We start from the raw sequence: 14517 nt of genomic DNA on the forward strand, positions 1-14517 counted from the left end.
CATGACGATGTGTTCCGGCATTGGCGCACCCGAAGTGGCCGCCCCTTGGGTCGATTGGCGCTTTGCCAGCGAGATTGAGGCATTCCCGCGGGAAGTGTTGCAACAACGCTTGGGTTACAAGCTGCCAGAGGATCAGAACCAAGGCGAACCCCTGCTTTGGGGTGATATGACCGAAATCACACCGGATCTGCTGCGCGCGAATGGTATCCCCCTTCCCGATCTCATTGTTGCCGGCACACCGTGTCAGGCGTTCTCTATCGCTGGCCTGCGCAAAGGCACCGCCGACGAACGCGGCAACTTAACTCTGAAATTCGTGGAGATCTGCCATGACATCGTCGCTGCTCGACCTGATGGAAAGCTCGCTGTGCTCTGGGAAAACGTCCCCGGCGTCCTCTCTGACAAAGGAAATGCCTTTGGGTGTTTCTTGGGAGGCCTTGTCGGCGCAGTGGATGCATTGCAGCCGCCTGGAGACGGAAGCTGGCCCGGTGAAGGTATGGTGCAGGGGCCAAGGGCACGGGCTGCATGGTGCGTTCTTGACGCACAGTGGTTCGGAGTGGCGCAGCGGCGCCGTCGCGTGTTCGTTGTCGTCGATTTTGGAAACTGCATCGATCCCGCAGCGATACTACTTGAGCCAGACCGCCTGCGCGGGAATACTCCGCCGCGCCGAGAGACGGGGAAAGGACCTGCCCGAGGCTTTGAAACTGGCCCTCACGGCGGTGGCTTCGCAGAAGTCGCCCCAACCCTAGACACATCCTGCAAAGATGGTCCTGTTAGAGCGCAGATCGGGGCGGGGGTGATCACCGCCCGAATGACCGCATTCGGAGAGTACGCTTGTGATGGTACCGCCAGCACAGTTAAGCAGCGCGACTTCAAAGACGCCACTGATTTGGTCGTCGGAGCAACCGGAAGAGTCACCCACGCGCTGACCGCCGAGGGCCATGACGCAAGCGAAGACGGCACTGGGCGCGGCACCCCTGTCGTGGCCTTCGACACTACACAGATCACCAGCCCACAAAACGTCAGTAATCCGAAACCCGGCGATGCGTGTCACCCCTTAGCGGCAGGAGCCCATCCGCCCGCACTGTTCCTACCCGCCGTGCGCCGCCTAGCACCCACCGAATGCCACCGCTTGCAAGGCTTCCCCGACGATTGGTGCGCGATCACACGAAAGGGCAAACCTGCCGCTGACGGACCGCAATACAAAGCTCTTAGCAACAGCATGGCCGTGCCAGTCATCGCGTGGATACTCGATCGCCTGCGCGTGAGCTGGGAGCAACACAGTTAACCGGGGCAATTCCGCCCCACCCCGTCCGGCAGCATTCCCTTTGCCGGGGCCGGACGGGTCATTGATACAGGAGAGAGACGGATGATCGAAGTTTTGCTAACCACAGGCGTCTGGGTCTGTGTCTACGAAGATGAAAACCTTACAACTGAAGAGCTTTCCGAGGAGGCCAACGACAGCGACCTGAAAGTCGGCACGCTTCATATCGCGGAGCTTCCAGATCAAACAAAAGTTGATTGCTCTAAAATCGCAGCAATCCGGTTCAACGCATGATCGCCACCATCACCATAGGCAAAGAAGGCCACCACAGCGTTCAGGGGGAGGTATCCGCATGAAAAAGTTCAACACCCACATCAAAGACCGCCACTTTCAGGAGATCCACCATGCATTGGGCTGCCCTTGGCCTGAAGAGGTCATGGGTGAAACCTACCGCAACTATTTCGCGGTGGGAGAATGCTCGGACATCGCAAAGCGCATGAAAGCCTCTCCACATTGGTCTGACGGCTGCTTCCGGTTTGGGAACCTGTCATTCTCTGTAACGACCGCAGGTCGCAAGGCCCTCTATGAATACATGACAGCGTCCCTCTATGTGCCTGCGCGCTTCGCGATCACCTTCCACCGCTATGAAGGCGAAATGGTAGTATCGGCCAAGTCGCGCTCCGCCGCAAAATATCGGGCGTATCTGAACAGTGATACCGATACGCCGTTTGGCGAGTTCGTTTCTGAAATCAAGTCAGTGAAGATCCGCAGCCGCGCGATCAACCCGGAGCTGGCGGCATGATCCACCCAGACCTCCCCCTCAAAGCCCTATCGATCCGCCAGCCTTGGGCATGGGCGATCATAAACGCGGGCAAGAACATCGAGAACAGGCCCCGCCGCTTTCACTACCGTGGGCCGATCTGCATTCATGCCAGCCGGTACGAACCCACCGCAGAGGACAAGCGGGTGTATCTTGAAACGGCAGTAGCGGCATACCCCAACTTTCGCGAATTCGTGGAAATTTGCCGATCTTCTAAGGGAGAGATTAAGGGCGGCATCATCGGCACCGCTGAAATCGTTGACTGCATCGATCAGAGCGACAGCCCGTGGTTCTTCGGCCCCTATGGTCTGGTGTTGGAGAACGTGACGCCAGTGGACTTCATCCCGGTCAAAGGCGCGCTCGGGCTGTTTGACTGGCGCAAGAAGCTGGAGGCCGCCGCATGATCGCCACCATCACCATAGGCAAAGAAGGCCACCACAGCGTGCAGGGCGAGGTATCCGCATGACCGGCTCCAAAGAGTGCAATCACGAACACGGCGCAAAGATCGACGCACTAGACTGCTGGGTCTGTGGCGTGTGCTTTGAGATGCTAGAAACCCGCCCAGTTAAGTATGGCGCTGGATGCAAAAATATACGTGGCGCTGATGGGCCTGGTGGGCATCCTCAAATTGTTACATGGGAGGCCGAGATTAGGAAGTCTCGCGAAGGGACTACGCTCAACTCGTTTCTTGCAGCCATGGCCCGCCGCTTCATGTCTCGCGCCAAAGGGCTTGACCCGCGGGAGGCAACAAAGCTGGCACTCGACCTCACAAAAGACATTGGTGCGCCATTTGCAGACCCAGACCATGACTGGTCGCGTACTGCCGCCATCGACATCGCCGATGAGGACATGTGCTATTGGGATTGCGATGGCGGGGAAGGTCGAAACTCATGACTGCCACCAGCAAAATCAAAACCATCTCAGACGGCGGGCGCGGACAGATCCAAGGCACTCACGTGGCCACCCTGCCAGACGGGCGGATCACTATCCGCATCGATAAAGCCACGGACATTCCCTGCAAGTGGAAAGCGGGTTTCTTGCACAACTACTGCTCTTACTGCGGGCGTGACGAAGGCGAGATGAAGGACTGCAAGTGGGCGAATACCAAAGATGAGTTCCACACCGGGAAAGAGATAGAGAGGACAGAGGGATGAAAATCGATTTTGCAGAATATCTGGCTCGCCAAGTTGCCGTAAGCCGCTGCAACTTTGGACCGTATGAGCGAACCGAGGGTGTGATTGATCACATCAAGAAGGAACTCAAGGAAGTTCAGGCTGAGGACTATCCTGAAGGCCGCATGAAGGAGTGGGTTGACGTGGCCATTCTCGCCCTTGACGGCCTGACACGTTCCACCCGCTCATATTTGGATAGCGTTGCGCCTGGAGCCACTGCAGATGAAGTCGCAGATGTTGCCGTCAAGCAAATCCTCAAAAAACAGCGCGGAAAAAACGAACTTCGGGACTGGCCCGACTGGCGAACAGCAGACCCAAACAAAGCCATTGAGCACGTGCGCGCCGCCACACAGGAGCAGAGCCATGACTGACGTCAGCAAAGACAGCCTGACGCAAATCGAGCAGCTCATGCTCTGCGTTGAAAACGATCTTTCTGAGCCGTGTCTCGATACGCTTTGGGATGAAGTCAAAGCCTTGACCGCTGACCGCGATGAATGGAAAGAGGTAGCCGTTTCTCTCAAGGCATCAACCGAAGCCCAAGCCGCCCGCCTACAGGAGCTAGGGGCCACGATTGAAGGCTGGGAAAGCCTGTGTGATTTACGCTTTGATGAGGCCGAAACTTGGAGAAAGAAGGCGGCGGAACTAGAGGCCATGCAAGGCGTCGTAAAGCCGCTGGAGTGGGACGATAACCGTGCACAAACAATGCTTGGAGTATACACTTACGGGGTTATAGGTCGGTGGTGGGAGGTTTACCTTAACGGAAGTGGGGTAATTGATGGCGATGAGGTGACGTTTTGCAAGGCCGTTAGGGCTGCCAAAGCCGCCGCCCAAGCCGACTACCAACGCCGCTACACCACTCCCCCAGCCGACGACACAGCAGAGGCGGAGGAGCGGGGGCGTAAGGAAGAGCGGGAGGCGTGCGCCAAGAAGTGCGACGAAGAAGCGGAGTTTTGGTTGACTGCTTCTGAGAGAAGCTCATCCGCTATTATCAAAAGCGAATACGCAGCCAAAGCATCGGCGATAAGAGCAACGGCCGCCACCATCCGCGCACGTAGGGAGGAAGCGTGATGAGAAAGCCGCCCTACGAAGTCAGCTATGAAGAAAAGAGCGGTCTGCGCTACTTGGCCTGGAATGGGCGCAAGAAAAGCTTGGCTGCAGCTCTTTGCCAGGCAAGAGGCCTCAGGAAATGGGGCCGCGCCAAGGACATAAGGATCACCGACACACGAAACGGGAAGGTATGGGAGATCAAACCATGATCCGCATCAAAAACGACCGATTCCACTTCGAGACTACAAAGGCCGCGCTCAACCATTCCGGCATAGCAACGGCCATCAACTGTGCGGCTCTGGCACTTGGCTTCTGGTTGTCGGATGGTGAACTGCTGGTCAAGGTTGCTTCCCTGCTCTGCGCCGCCGGTGGTGTATTCTATACGGGTCGCGAGACCTGTGACCTAGATAAGCGCTACGGCTGGAAACTAGGCCCAATCAACGACGATGGCGACCAATGGAACAGCGCAGAGCTTATCCTGCCGCTGCTGACCTGTGCGGCCATGGCGGGCGCTGTCTGGATGATGGGAGGGGTGTGAGGTGAGCAAATACCGAAAATCAACCTTCAGCGCGCGATGCATGATCTGCGGAAAACTCATGTTCAAGAACTGGCTCGGCCAATGGGTCTGCGAAGATCAGTTCAATCTGGCCCATCGCTATCCGCTGATTGGTGCCACCACGGCGCTAAGGAAGGAGTGAAGGCATGCCAGCAACAGCGTCAAAAAACTCTCCGCCACATTGGGCAGATCCCCCCCTAGACATCAAGCAAGCTGCTGCAGCCTTAGGTATCGGGCGCAGCACTCTTGATGAAGCACTGAAAAGGGCAGAAGTTGCCCCCGGCATCCACTACGAATTGCGTGGGAACCGGAAAGTCTTCTACCGTGAACATATTTTAGCGATGCGTAAGGTATTAACAGAATGCGCCTGCAAATCAGATGGAAAAACGGCTGGGCTTATGCCCACGGCACCGGCCCCGATGGTCGGCGAGTCCGACGCGCTCTTAAGACTCAGGACGCTCGCCGCGCAGAAGAACTCCGGGCGCACCTAGAAACCCAGCTTTGGCAGGTTGATCTCTATGGGGCGCAGGCTGTTGTGACCTTCGATCAGGCCGCTCTTGCCTATGCAGAAGATGGCGGAGACACCCGCTTTCTCGTGAAAGTCACAGAGCAGCTCAATGGCGTCTTGCTCAAGGAGATCACCCCTCGCCGCGTGAGAGAGGCTGCAAAGAAGGCATACCCCAGCGCGGCGCCAGCAACTCTAAACAGGCAGGGCATTACCCCCGCGCGCGCTGTGATCAACTATGCCCATGATCAAGGGTGGTGCGCGCCAATCAAGGTGAAGGCGTTCCCGACCACAAAGCCCAAACGGAAAGCTGTAGGGCCTGAATACCTCGCTGCGCTTCAGCCGCATCTCCCACCTCACACATTCGCCCTTATGCTGTTCTTACACACAACCGGCCGCCGGATTGGTGATGCGGTTGGGCTGCGCCCCGGAGACATAGATCTTGATCAGGGAATAGCCACCATCGACAAAACGAAAAACGGTGATGAGGCAGTCGCTCACCTAGTGCCGCTGCTGGTAGACATGCTGCGCGACCTAATGCCGGAAGATGAGGAGAAACCTGTCTTTGGATACGCTGACCGGCGGAGCGTGTACCCGACCCTCCGTAGGGCGTGCAAAAACGCCGGCGTCGAGTATCTAGGAACACATCAGCCTGGACGTCATAGCTTTGCAACTGCACTTGAGCGGCAAGGCTGGTCAGCGCGCTCTATCGCTGATGCCGGGGGCTGGAAATCGGTGCGCTTGGTCGATGAAACCTACATCCATTCAGACAACCCGGCTGCGCGCGCGACTGGCGCAATTGGCAACATTTTGGCAAAGGCTAATGTGAAGCGTAATTAAGTATTTGTTTTAATTGCGATTTCAAAAATCTCATTCCACCCTGCTAAGGGAGTATACCGGAAACGGTATCGAGGGTTCGAATCCCTTCGTCTCCGCCATCACCTTATGGCGAATTTTTCACCTAATAAATCAATAACTTACAAGATAAGATCAAACGCCATCACCACACGTTTTCACCACACGTTTTTTTCAATCTCTGTTGTTTAAGATACTCTTTGAGAGGCTGTTCTCATCGGCAGCAGCATTACCGCGAAAGCGTCTCCCTTGCTCATCCGGCGTCTGATTTAGTGTGCCAATCTGGCAACCCAGATCAAACCGCTCTGGCACTACCTACAATTTTGGGATCTGCTTAGGGCCATTCCAAAAAACTGCATGAGAAGTTCTGCGCCAGTCTACGCGCAAAACACTTTGGCAATTTGAGCGGAATGCAGACTTGGAAAAGCTTGCAGTCTTCGGACGCTTGGAGACGACCTGATAGCCAAAAGCGCCTTTTTGCCGATCTCGCAGAGAATGCCTGAAATCCAACTCTTTCAGCTTTTCACACCTGTTCCTATAATTCGCCAATGGCACTCCTATGGGATGGCCCTACCTAAATCAAAAACCCATTTGGGAGTAGTATGGATCTTTCTTAAGTGCAGGGTGGTCAACATGGAGGCTGGGAGCCAATGATGCGCTGCTGCCATTCTTCGCGACCGCTAGTAGGACCAAGACCTTCGGGAAGAAAAGCGCTTGTGGGAAGGTTTGATTTGCCGCCCTGATGTAGGCTTTGAGTGATTTATTGAAGCTCGTAGACTGACTAACATCTAGCAGATATTCGTATACATCATCAGCATCTGGCGAGTTCAGATCGCGAAGGAAATCAAGATAAGGGCCCCATTCGGCTTCACCAATAAATAGAGATGTCAGGCCTGCGGCTGCTCGGCTGAGCCAGTAGTCATCTGAAATTCGCTCGATGTTGTCATCTAGGAGCCTTTGTATTTGTGAGCGTGTAAGAAATCGCGCCGAGACGAATAAAGCGCTATGCAAGCCAATGTCGCCTGTCGATGCGGCGTAACTGCAAAACTCTTCTGCCCGCAACGTGCATGCTTTGGTCTTGCGAAATCTGGCGTGAAGCATGAAACCTGCCACATCCACGTAAGCAGCATCGTCAACGAACACACCATTTTTCACCATTGCAATCAGTTTCTTGAGGACGGTGTTACCTCTTCTTGTTCTCGAGAGATAGCGCAGCGCCGTTGGTCGCATCGAAGGGTTGTGCTCGACCTGCCAGAGGAGATCTTCGTCACTTACTGTACTTCCTGCGTCGTAGATCAAGCTCAGCACATGTTTGTGGATTTTTGGCCCGTTACCTCTAATGAAGAGCGAATTCTCCCCCGGCCCACCAGCAACGGACCTATCAAGCCAACCCTCATATTTCTCGGTCAGTATCGTTCTGGCAAATTTAAGGAAACGCCCTTTCTCGACGAATGTTTCTATCCGATTCAGCGATAGGTTTTCTGAGATGCAGAAATGTTTATAGGCTTCTTTTTGCGACAAAATTTGCGTTTTCGACGAATTCAGCCTGAGTTGGCGTGATTGCAGCGTCAGATCCATATCTCTCACAATGGCCTTCGCTTTTTGGATGGATTCCACGCCCACATCCATGTCATCCATGAATCTTGCGTAGTTGGCGACTGCTGAGTGCTCGCACAACTTGTCGACCTCGTAGAGCATTGCATTTGCCAAAACACGTGTGGCTGATGTCTCGATCTGAGGCATGCCCACTTGTGTCAAAGGCATGAAGTCTGGCGTCCATGTTAGGCGATTCAAAACATGGATTAGTAGATCGAGAGTCGACTCCCGGATATCTGCAAGCGACGAGACAATATTTCTTAGATGTTGGAAGTTGATGAAGTCATAGAAATTCGCGACGTCAGTAATCACGATGAAGTCGTTTTCCTTGGCAAAGCCAAAGATGCTCTTCTGGAATTTCTTCCAACTGGCGAATGATCCATACTCAAAATCACTTTGCTTAAAACCTTTTGCAAACTTGCCATCGTCCGGCTCAAAGAATGCCGATTTGCTCGGGGCTTTACGCTTCAACTCGAAGTAAACTGATCTGGAGAGCCTCTCTAGAACAAGAAGGTCTCGCGGGTGTATCAAGGTCATTTGACGACAAAGGCCGCGAGATTTCTCTGTTAGATATCTCTTTGGCATTCGTACCACGTAGTTACCTTCGCTGACCTCTCTGCGAACCCGGTGAAGAAGACGTGTCAAATCTTGGTCAATGTCTCGATACTCAATCGCGTCAAAAACGAGTTGTTTCCGAATTTGCGGCTTTGTGCGTTTCTTCCACTCCTCCCTTAAGAGTTTCACATCGAAAACGTCCTGAATATCACTTTTCAGAAACTGAAACTTCGGAGATTGCAAAACCGGCCTCGCACGTTTTCCCCTAGTTATCGGGCTGAGAGAGCTCGCTGGCAAGAGGGAGCAAGACCGTTTGGACTATACTCTGGGGCGAGGTGCCGAACCCGAACAAGGGGATGTGACGAGAGCGCAGAGTCGATCAACTAAAAGGCGACCACTTGGGCTTACACGCGACATGACCAGATTGAAAAAAACAGTGTGGTGATTTACAGGTATATATCTCCCTCCAAGAACCTGACGTGGCCCCCATGCCCCCCCCCACACAGCGCTTGCCTGTGTCGAGTGAGACCGCAGGAAGCTGCGACAAGGTAGGGCCAACACCTACCCTGTCGTTTGCGTCACAAGCCTTGTGTCGGGCGACCTTCGAGCGCTCTGATGCATTCGTGGCTCAGGTCTTCCAGAGCTAAGAGGCGACGGCCCTCACGGCGTCTTCTAGGGATCTATGGACTGAAACAACAGAAAAGTCTGGAGCCACGATATGCCAGCTACCGGCATGAGGATGGATGCCACAAAGGGGCTGGCCATCGCGCTCGACAGCGATACTTCGCGTTCCATCCTCAGCCACGTCCACATCAAACCTCATGCTCTGGCTCATGATGTTGCCCGGAGCGGCTGCTTGAGATGCATCTTGAGAGCGGTCTGGAAAACGAATGACGGTCATTGGTTTCTTCCTGTTGTGTCGTTGAGGATGCGGTAAACGGATGCGCGGCCAATCTCCAGACGCCTTGCGATTTCCGTGGGTGAGACACCTTGTGCCTTCAAGGCTCTGATCTCGTCAGCCTTGGCTCTCGCAGTGGGCTTTCTCCCTTTGTATTTCCCTGCCGCTTTGGCTTTTGCGATGCCCTCTCGTTGGCGCTCAAGCATGATGGACCGCTCAAACTCAGCGACACTGCCCAACAAATTGATCATGAGCTTGCCCGTGGCCGTGGATGTGTCGAGGTTGAGGTCCAGAATGGACAGCGATACTTGTTTGCTGTCGAGCTGCTGCCTGATCTCGACAAGATGGCTCATTGAGCGGGCCAGTCGATCCAGCTTCGTCACAACAAGCGTGTCACCCTGCCGCACAAACGACAGCGCCTCATCGAGCCTCTCACGCCGCCTCAGGTCCACTGACGACACCTGCTCTGTGAAGATGCGTTCGCAGCCTGCATTCTCAAGGTCCCTGATCTGTGCCTCAAGTCCTGCGCTTTGCTCAAACGTCGATGTCCTTGCGTATCCGATTTTCATTCTGTCTCACACGCTCCTTAGTCTTTGTGGGCAATGTGTCTCATAACCCCAAAGCCACTCCAATGAGTCATTCTGACTCAGGGGCGACAGCGTCTCACTGAACCGTGGCCTATCGAGCGCCTAACGATGCGTATTTTCAGCCCGCCAGTGGGGCCAAAAGTCGCCCTCTAGAAAGCTTCGAGTAGTTCACCCCTTACGAAGATCAATTCAGCTCTCACAGAAGCGACGATGGCACAGGTCCCGCGTCAGCAATGACAAGCGACAACTCCTCGTACCCGAGAAGCAAAAGACAAACCAAAGACGTGATGTGTCTTTGCCCCAAGGGCGTTGATCTCGGCTAAATCGTCATAGCCTCGAGAACCGTTCCTATCGTGGCCGCAAAACCGAAAGGCACTTGCTCGCCCCTGTCTTTTGCTTCTCTTCACCCATGACGTATCCGCCATCCTTGCGGATCGCTGGGAGGGCGCTGGTTGTCACCCAGTCCTTGAAGGCCATCGCCTCGGGCTTGCGGGAAGTGAAGATGAGTTCGTACAGACCCGCTTCGTTGATGCAGGTTGCACCACGGTTGGGGTAGCTAAGGCCCACGCCATGGGCGTTAGTCAGAGATGACTTGAGAAGGTGAGCCTTGTTGTCGTCGGAGACAACAGCCGTCACGGAAGTACGGGCTTTCTTGATGTCCAGCCCGTCACAGACATCCTTGGCGACAAACCAACGCTCATTGTCGATCTCGATGACACGGACGTTGTTGGTGTTGAAGTCGAAGAGGGAGAGAAGGTATGTGGTCTTGTGCCTCCCTCGCAGGGTTACCCTCTAGACCCTCAAGTATGTCCCTGCGTTAAAGGACCCATGAGGAGGGGGTTTATTCAATACCCCCCTTAAACAAGCAACCCGCAAGAAGACCCCTAAGGACAGTCACACAGACACTCATAAGGATATCATCAAGATATCGATTGGAGGGCTTCGCCCTTTCTCGAGTACGGGATTTAATTCAGCTACGATGTCGGTCTAAGGTTAGTGACGAGGGATCAAAGGGGCATCAGCGTCGAAAATAGTGGTGCCGGTCAACCACTCGAGAAATTGAAAACGGCAAAACGATGGAAATTGCAAATGAAAGAGTGCTGGCAAATCCGAATGCGGCAGAAGCTAGGGAAAGTCCAGTTGAGCTGGGTGCAAAGTCGTCAGCACCTATAAACAGGATTCCAAGTATGACGGTCACAACAAACACCGAAACCGCCAACTTTTGCCGAAAAAGTGTTCTCCCATTTTCCCATAGGATATCAGTCTCGATTTCAGTACGATCTTGCTTCTTTGGAACGGAAATTTCAGACACTTGAACAGGCGCGGAAGCAAATGAAATCAAAGCCAAAGACATACCAAAAAAGATACTTATTGAGGTAACGATCAATCCAGCTACAGCCTTAACTGGAGATGGGAAATTGAACGCGAATATGGCGACCGCTGCTGCAGCGACAACAACAGCGGTAATAAAGAACAGGTTTCTCGGTCCAGTTCGTTTCACTTAGGGCTCTCCGCCAAGCTCTTGATAGAAGGCAATCATCTTTTTATGCGCCTCTTGTACATCATAGCTTGTCCCATCCGCTGGCAATGAAACAAGCTTCTGCCAAAGGAGTGAGCCGCTTTTTATCGGCACGTCGTTGTTCAGAATGATGGTGTAGGCATCTATATTTTTGTCTTCTACAACCTCTTTTGCGATGCTGTCTAGCCAAATGTTCTTATCTTGTTCCAGAACCCCGAAGCCACTTCGTTTGAACATTCGACTTGAGAAAACGGCAATTTTGGCGACGTTTTCGCGCCTCTTCTTGATTGCTTCGCCGCTGTCACCTGTTCCAAAAAGTTGTTCAATGAGACCCCCTTTGAACGAACGTGGTAGAGAGCCAATGAGAGCCGTAGCATCCATTTCAACTCGCTTCACGCCAACTGATTTTATGGCCTTTAAGGTGTCTCCGTGCGGCATGTTTGTTAAATTGAAAGAAGTGGTATTGGGGATAATTTGTGCATTTTTTGCAAGGCGATACAGTGAAGTGCAGACGGTTGTTGTCCTCTTTCCAAGCCCACATGAGATAACGACATCGCCCACCGCGAAGAGCGCAATGTTCTTGTCTAAAAACTCCTCTCCTTCTTCTGCAGTTTGTGTACCAATTTCAATTTCTTCCTCTGAGTTTTGAAAGGACATCGTGCTAACCTGTCGACCAACAACGAATGTACTCAAGAGTACACCTGTCCCGAGATTACTGGGGTGAGAGAAGAACTTCGAAATCGCTACACTAGTGTCAGTCGAGTTGAGAGGTTCCAACAAGCGATCTGAGTGCTTGGGCAGGTTCTGCTTAAGCTGCTCCAAGATGTCTTGGAACGTGATTTTTGTTTCTTCACTAAATATGGCTCGATGGGCGCAGAGCCTTAATTGTTTCCGATCAGTTGCCATGGCAATTCCGTTTTTAGGTTTATCCCAAGACACAATCATAAAGAGCATCACATCGCAACAAACACCACTTTGAAGGACCTTTCTCCTATTCCAATGTCTCGAAAGTGGCGCTCCGTGACTTAGTTAGACTGGGCGAAAAAAGTCTTGCTCAAGAAAGGAGCGTTATCTCCCCCGAACTCGCTTACCTCGTTGAACATCTCCACTTGCCGCGTCCCTCAGAGGTGGACCTGATGCTTGCACAGGACGACGAACTGTCGATCTTGATATGCCTCTTGATGATGAAATGGGCTGAGATGTCAGGATTGGTCTACATGGGTCCCAAAAGAGACCGTGGGTATCGCGCAAGCTATCTCAACCCGACAGGAAAACCGTCTGACCGACCAAGATACGACATGCCAAGGAATACGGGGGCATAGCGCAGAGCCACGATCAGAGGGGGTACTGGAGCTTGCCGATTGCGCTGCGCTTCTGTTCCAAGCTTGGGCCATCACTGTATAAACCATATGTCAGAGAGTCGTTCTCGTGTCCCACAATAGACATGGTGATCTCCTCAGGCACATCCGCGCGTTGAAGCTGGGTTACAACCGTCTTGCGAATGCTGTGAAACGCCCACTGCCTGCCTTGATGGCCCAACGCGGTCTTGAGGTGGCCGAAGCGCTTGCCTACCGCATCTGCACGGTTGCCGTATTTGTTGGTTGTGAGACCTGACAGAACGAAGCCATCTGTCGATGTAGCGCACAGCTTGTCGATCAACGGTTGCAGCTCTTTGTGTATTGGGACCGTTCGCTCACCCGCACGTGTCTTATCATCGACCTCAAAGCTGTCTCCGTTGACGTCCGATACTCTGAGCAAGCAAAGCGACCCGATACGACACCCAGTCCACATCCCCAGCGTTATCAGATTTGCCAGAGTGTCATCACCTTTGTGGCGAGCGGCCCTCAGCAAGGTCACGACATCGACGTCAGAGAACGGCTTGTACGGCGTGGCTATGCCCACTCGGTTCTTGGACTTGTTTGTGTTCTTGAGCGCCCCTGCGAATGGATCGACATCGTCTGGAGCCAGACCCGCATCCTTGAGGTGCTGCCAGTATCCGCGAACCGCAGAGAAATTCCTTTGAAGAGTGTTGTCGCTCATTCCCTCAAGGCGCATGTCGGTCACCCAGTTACGCACCGCACGTGGGGAGACATCGGCCACGCGTTCGAACCGAGTACAGAACCGCTCCAGACTGGTTCGATACAGGTCTGCCGTTTTGGCTTTCAGGTCTCTCGACTTCATCGCGAGATACTCATCAAGCGACTCCGAGGTTCGGCTTTGATTGCCTTCCGCAGCCTCGACAAAGAGGTTTGCTAGATCGTGGGCCGCTTCATCCGTCGGATCGTCTGGGTTCACATACTCAGACGCAGCCTCCTTCATCTGCTCGAGGAACTTCCGGCGGGTCTGTTCGTTTGCCGCCGATGCAATCCTACGCCGCCACCATGCGGCTTCCTTGAGAACACGTGCCTCTGTGCTTTCGTGACTCTGAGAGTGTGCTGTCGGGCCAGCCTTAGCGGCTTGCAGTTTCTCAAGCCAGAAGACATCGAAAGTCGCAGCGACCCTTCGTGCCTCATCTGCATCCCCCGTTCCGGTGGACTTCAAGAAACGGCGTTTCCCGATCTGGCCTTGAAGCTCTGTTGGAATGTCTCGCACTGCATAGTAAAGCCTGCGTCTGCGCTCGAGTCTGGCCATCTCATCACCACACGTTATCACCACACGTTTTGCGCCAAATGACCCAATTTTCCTTGATACACAAGGGGTCCAGAGCGCCTACTCGGACACTCCCTTCGTCTCCGCCATAAACTGTTGAAAATAAACAAAAATACCACACGCTCACGCATAAATGCCGGCGCGAACGCCAGCCGGAGAATGCGTTTATTTACGTGCATTTTTTCCTAGATTCGTGCAAAATCTGTGCAGTTTGCATAATGGCATTCCGAGGTGCTGGATTGTTCACCAAGCACAAAAAATTTTTGACATGGCCGAGAGCTGCGTTCACCCGACCAGTGGGTGGGAAAGAACGAAAACGCTCACGATTACACAAAAAGAGTTTTCATTGAGGTTCTCAACTTCACATCGCCTGATCAGCCCCACCCAAGTGGTCCGGTTTGATTGTTAGTGCATGACTGGCCTCTGATCCATCGGGACGACGGTTTCCGGCGCTGGTGGGCGGTAACCCAGAGCACTATGCGGTCGTTTGGTGTTGT

The 14517-nt window shown here is 53.5% G+C and carries 17 protein-coding genes; 11 read left to right on the forward strand and 6 right to left on the reverse strand.

Going from position 1 to position 14517, the window contains the following annotated elements:
* Window position 1 precedes the first annotated feature (1 nt).
* From J7400_RS21265 to J7400_RS19055, 11 genes are all read left to right on the forward strand, one after another.
* Window positions 2-1285, forward strand: a complete 1284-nt coding sequence (locus J7400_RS21265) for a DNA cytosine methyltransferase (RefSeq protein ID WP_247738921.1) — start codon at window positions 2-4, stop codon at window positions 1283-1285.
* An 81-nt stretch (window positions 1286-1366) separates the two neighbouring features.
* A complete protein-coding gene (locus J7400_RS19010; RefSeq protein WP_209065677.1) occupies window positions 1367-1555 on the forward strand; it encodes a hypothetical protein in 189 nt (62 codons plus the stop codon).
* Window positions 1556-1613: 58 nt separating this feature from the next.
* Window positions 1614-2063, forward strand: coding sequence for a hypothetical protein (locus J7400_RS19015; protein ID WP_209065678.1), 450 nt, complete (start codon window positions 1614-1616; stop codon window positions 2061-2063).
* Window positions 2060-2485, forward strand: coding sequence for an ASCH domain-containing protein (locus J7400_RS19020; RefSeq protein WP_209065679.1), 426 nt, complete (start codon window positions 2060-2062; stop codon window positions 2483-2485). The genes J7400_RS19015 and J7400_RS19020 overlap by 4 nt, the downstream gene beginning before the upstream one ends.
* Window positions 2486-2792: 307 nt before the next feature.
* A complete protein-coding gene (locus J7400_RS19025) occupies window positions 2793-2975 on the forward strand; it encodes a hypothetical protein (protein ID WP_209065680.1) in 183 nt (60 codons plus the stop codon).
* Window positions 2972-3235: a hypothetical protein gene (locus J7400_RS19030; RefSeq protein ID WP_209065681.1), complete on the forward strand. Its 264-nt coding sequence runs from the start codon at window positions 2972-2974 to the stop codon at window positions 3233-3235. Before J7400_RS19025 ends, J7400_RS19030 begins: the two co-directional genes overlap by 4 nt.
* Window positions 3232-3624: a dATP/dGTP pyrophosphohydrolase domain-containing protein gene (locus J7400_RS19035; RefSeq protein WP_247738915.1), complete on the forward strand. Its 393-nt coding sequence runs from the start codon at window positions 3232-3234 to the stop codon at window positions 3622-3624. Before J7400_RS19030 ends, J7400_RS19035 begins: the two co-directional genes overlap by 4 nt.
* The gene (locus tag J7400_RS19040; protein WP_209065682.1) at window positions 3617-4321 is read left to right on the forward strand and encodes a hypothetical protein; all 705 of its coding nucleotides are present in this window, start codon (window positions 3617-3619) and stop codon (window positions 4319-4321) included. Before J7400_RS19035 ends, J7400_RS19040 begins: the two co-directional genes overlap by 8 nt.
* Complete coding sequence (locus J7400_RS19045) at window positions 4321-4509, forward strand: hypothetical protein (protein ID WP_209065683.1); 189 nt, start codon at window positions 4321-4323, stop codon at window positions 4507-4509. The genes J7400_RS19040 and J7400_RS19045 overlap by 1 nt, the downstream gene beginning before the upstream one ends.
* Window positions 4506-4838 (forward strand): hypothetical protein, encoded by a 333-nt coding sequence (locus J7400_RS19050; RefSeq protein ID WP_209065684.1) that lies wholly within the window; start codon window positions 4506-4508, stop codon window positions 4836-4838. Before J7400_RS19045 ends, J7400_RS19050 begins: the two co-directional genes overlap by 4 nt.
* A gap of 379 nt (window positions 4839-5217) precedes the next feature.
* Window positions 5218-6201, forward strand: coding sequence for a tyrosine-type recombinase/integrase (locus J7400_RS19055; RefSeq protein WP_209065685.1), 984 nt, complete (start codon window positions 5218-5220; stop codon window positions 6199-6201).
* 594 nt (window positions 6202-6795) lie between these two features.
* On the opposite strand, the gene J7400_RS19060 is transcribed toward J7400_RS19055, so the two are convergent.
* The 6 genes from J7400_RS19060 to J7400_RS19085 form a co-directional block, all read right to left on the reverse strand.
* Window positions 6796-8610 carry an RNA-directed DNA polymerase gene (locus J7400_RS19060; protein ID WP_209065686.1) on the reverse strand — a complete coding sequence of 605 codons (1815 nt, stop codon included), beginning with the start codon at window positions 8608-8610 and terminating at the stop codon, window positions 6796-6798.
* A gap of 654 nt (window positions 8611-9264) precedes the next feature.
* Complete coding sequence (locus tag J7400_RS19065) at window positions 9265-9834, reverse strand: recombinase family protein (RefSeq protein ID WP_209065687.1); 570 nt, start codon at window positions 9832-9834, stop codon at window positions 9265-9267.
* Between the two features lie 366 nt (window positions 9835-10200).
* Window positions 10201-10635, reverse strand: coding sequence for a BRO family protein (locus J7400_RS19070; RefSeq protein WP_209065697.1), 435 nt, complete (start codon window positions 10633-10635; stop codon window positions 10201-10203).
* Between the two features lie 235 nt (window positions 10636-10870).
* Window positions 10871-11353, reverse strand: coding sequence for a hypothetical protein (locus tag J7400_RS19075; RefSeq protein WP_209065688.1), 483 nt, complete (start codon window positions 11351-11353; stop codon window positions 10871-10873).
* Entirely contained in the window at window positions 11354-12316 is a 963-nt protein-coding gene (locus J7400_RS19080) for a hypothetical protein (RefSeq protein ID WP_209065689.1), read from the reverse strand.
* 390 nt (window positions 12317-12706) lie between these two features.
* A complete protein-coding gene (locus J7400_RS19085; protein WP_209065690.1) occupies window positions 12707-14002 on the reverse strand; it encodes a tyrosine-type recombinase/integrase in 1296 nt (431 codons plus the stop codon).
* Window positions 14003-14517 lie beyond the last annotated feature (515 nt).

This window comes from Shimia sp. R9_2, from assembly GCF_017743735.1.
Lineage (GTDB): Bacteria > Pseudomonadota > Alphaproteobacteria > Rhodobacterales > Rhodobacteraceae > Shimia.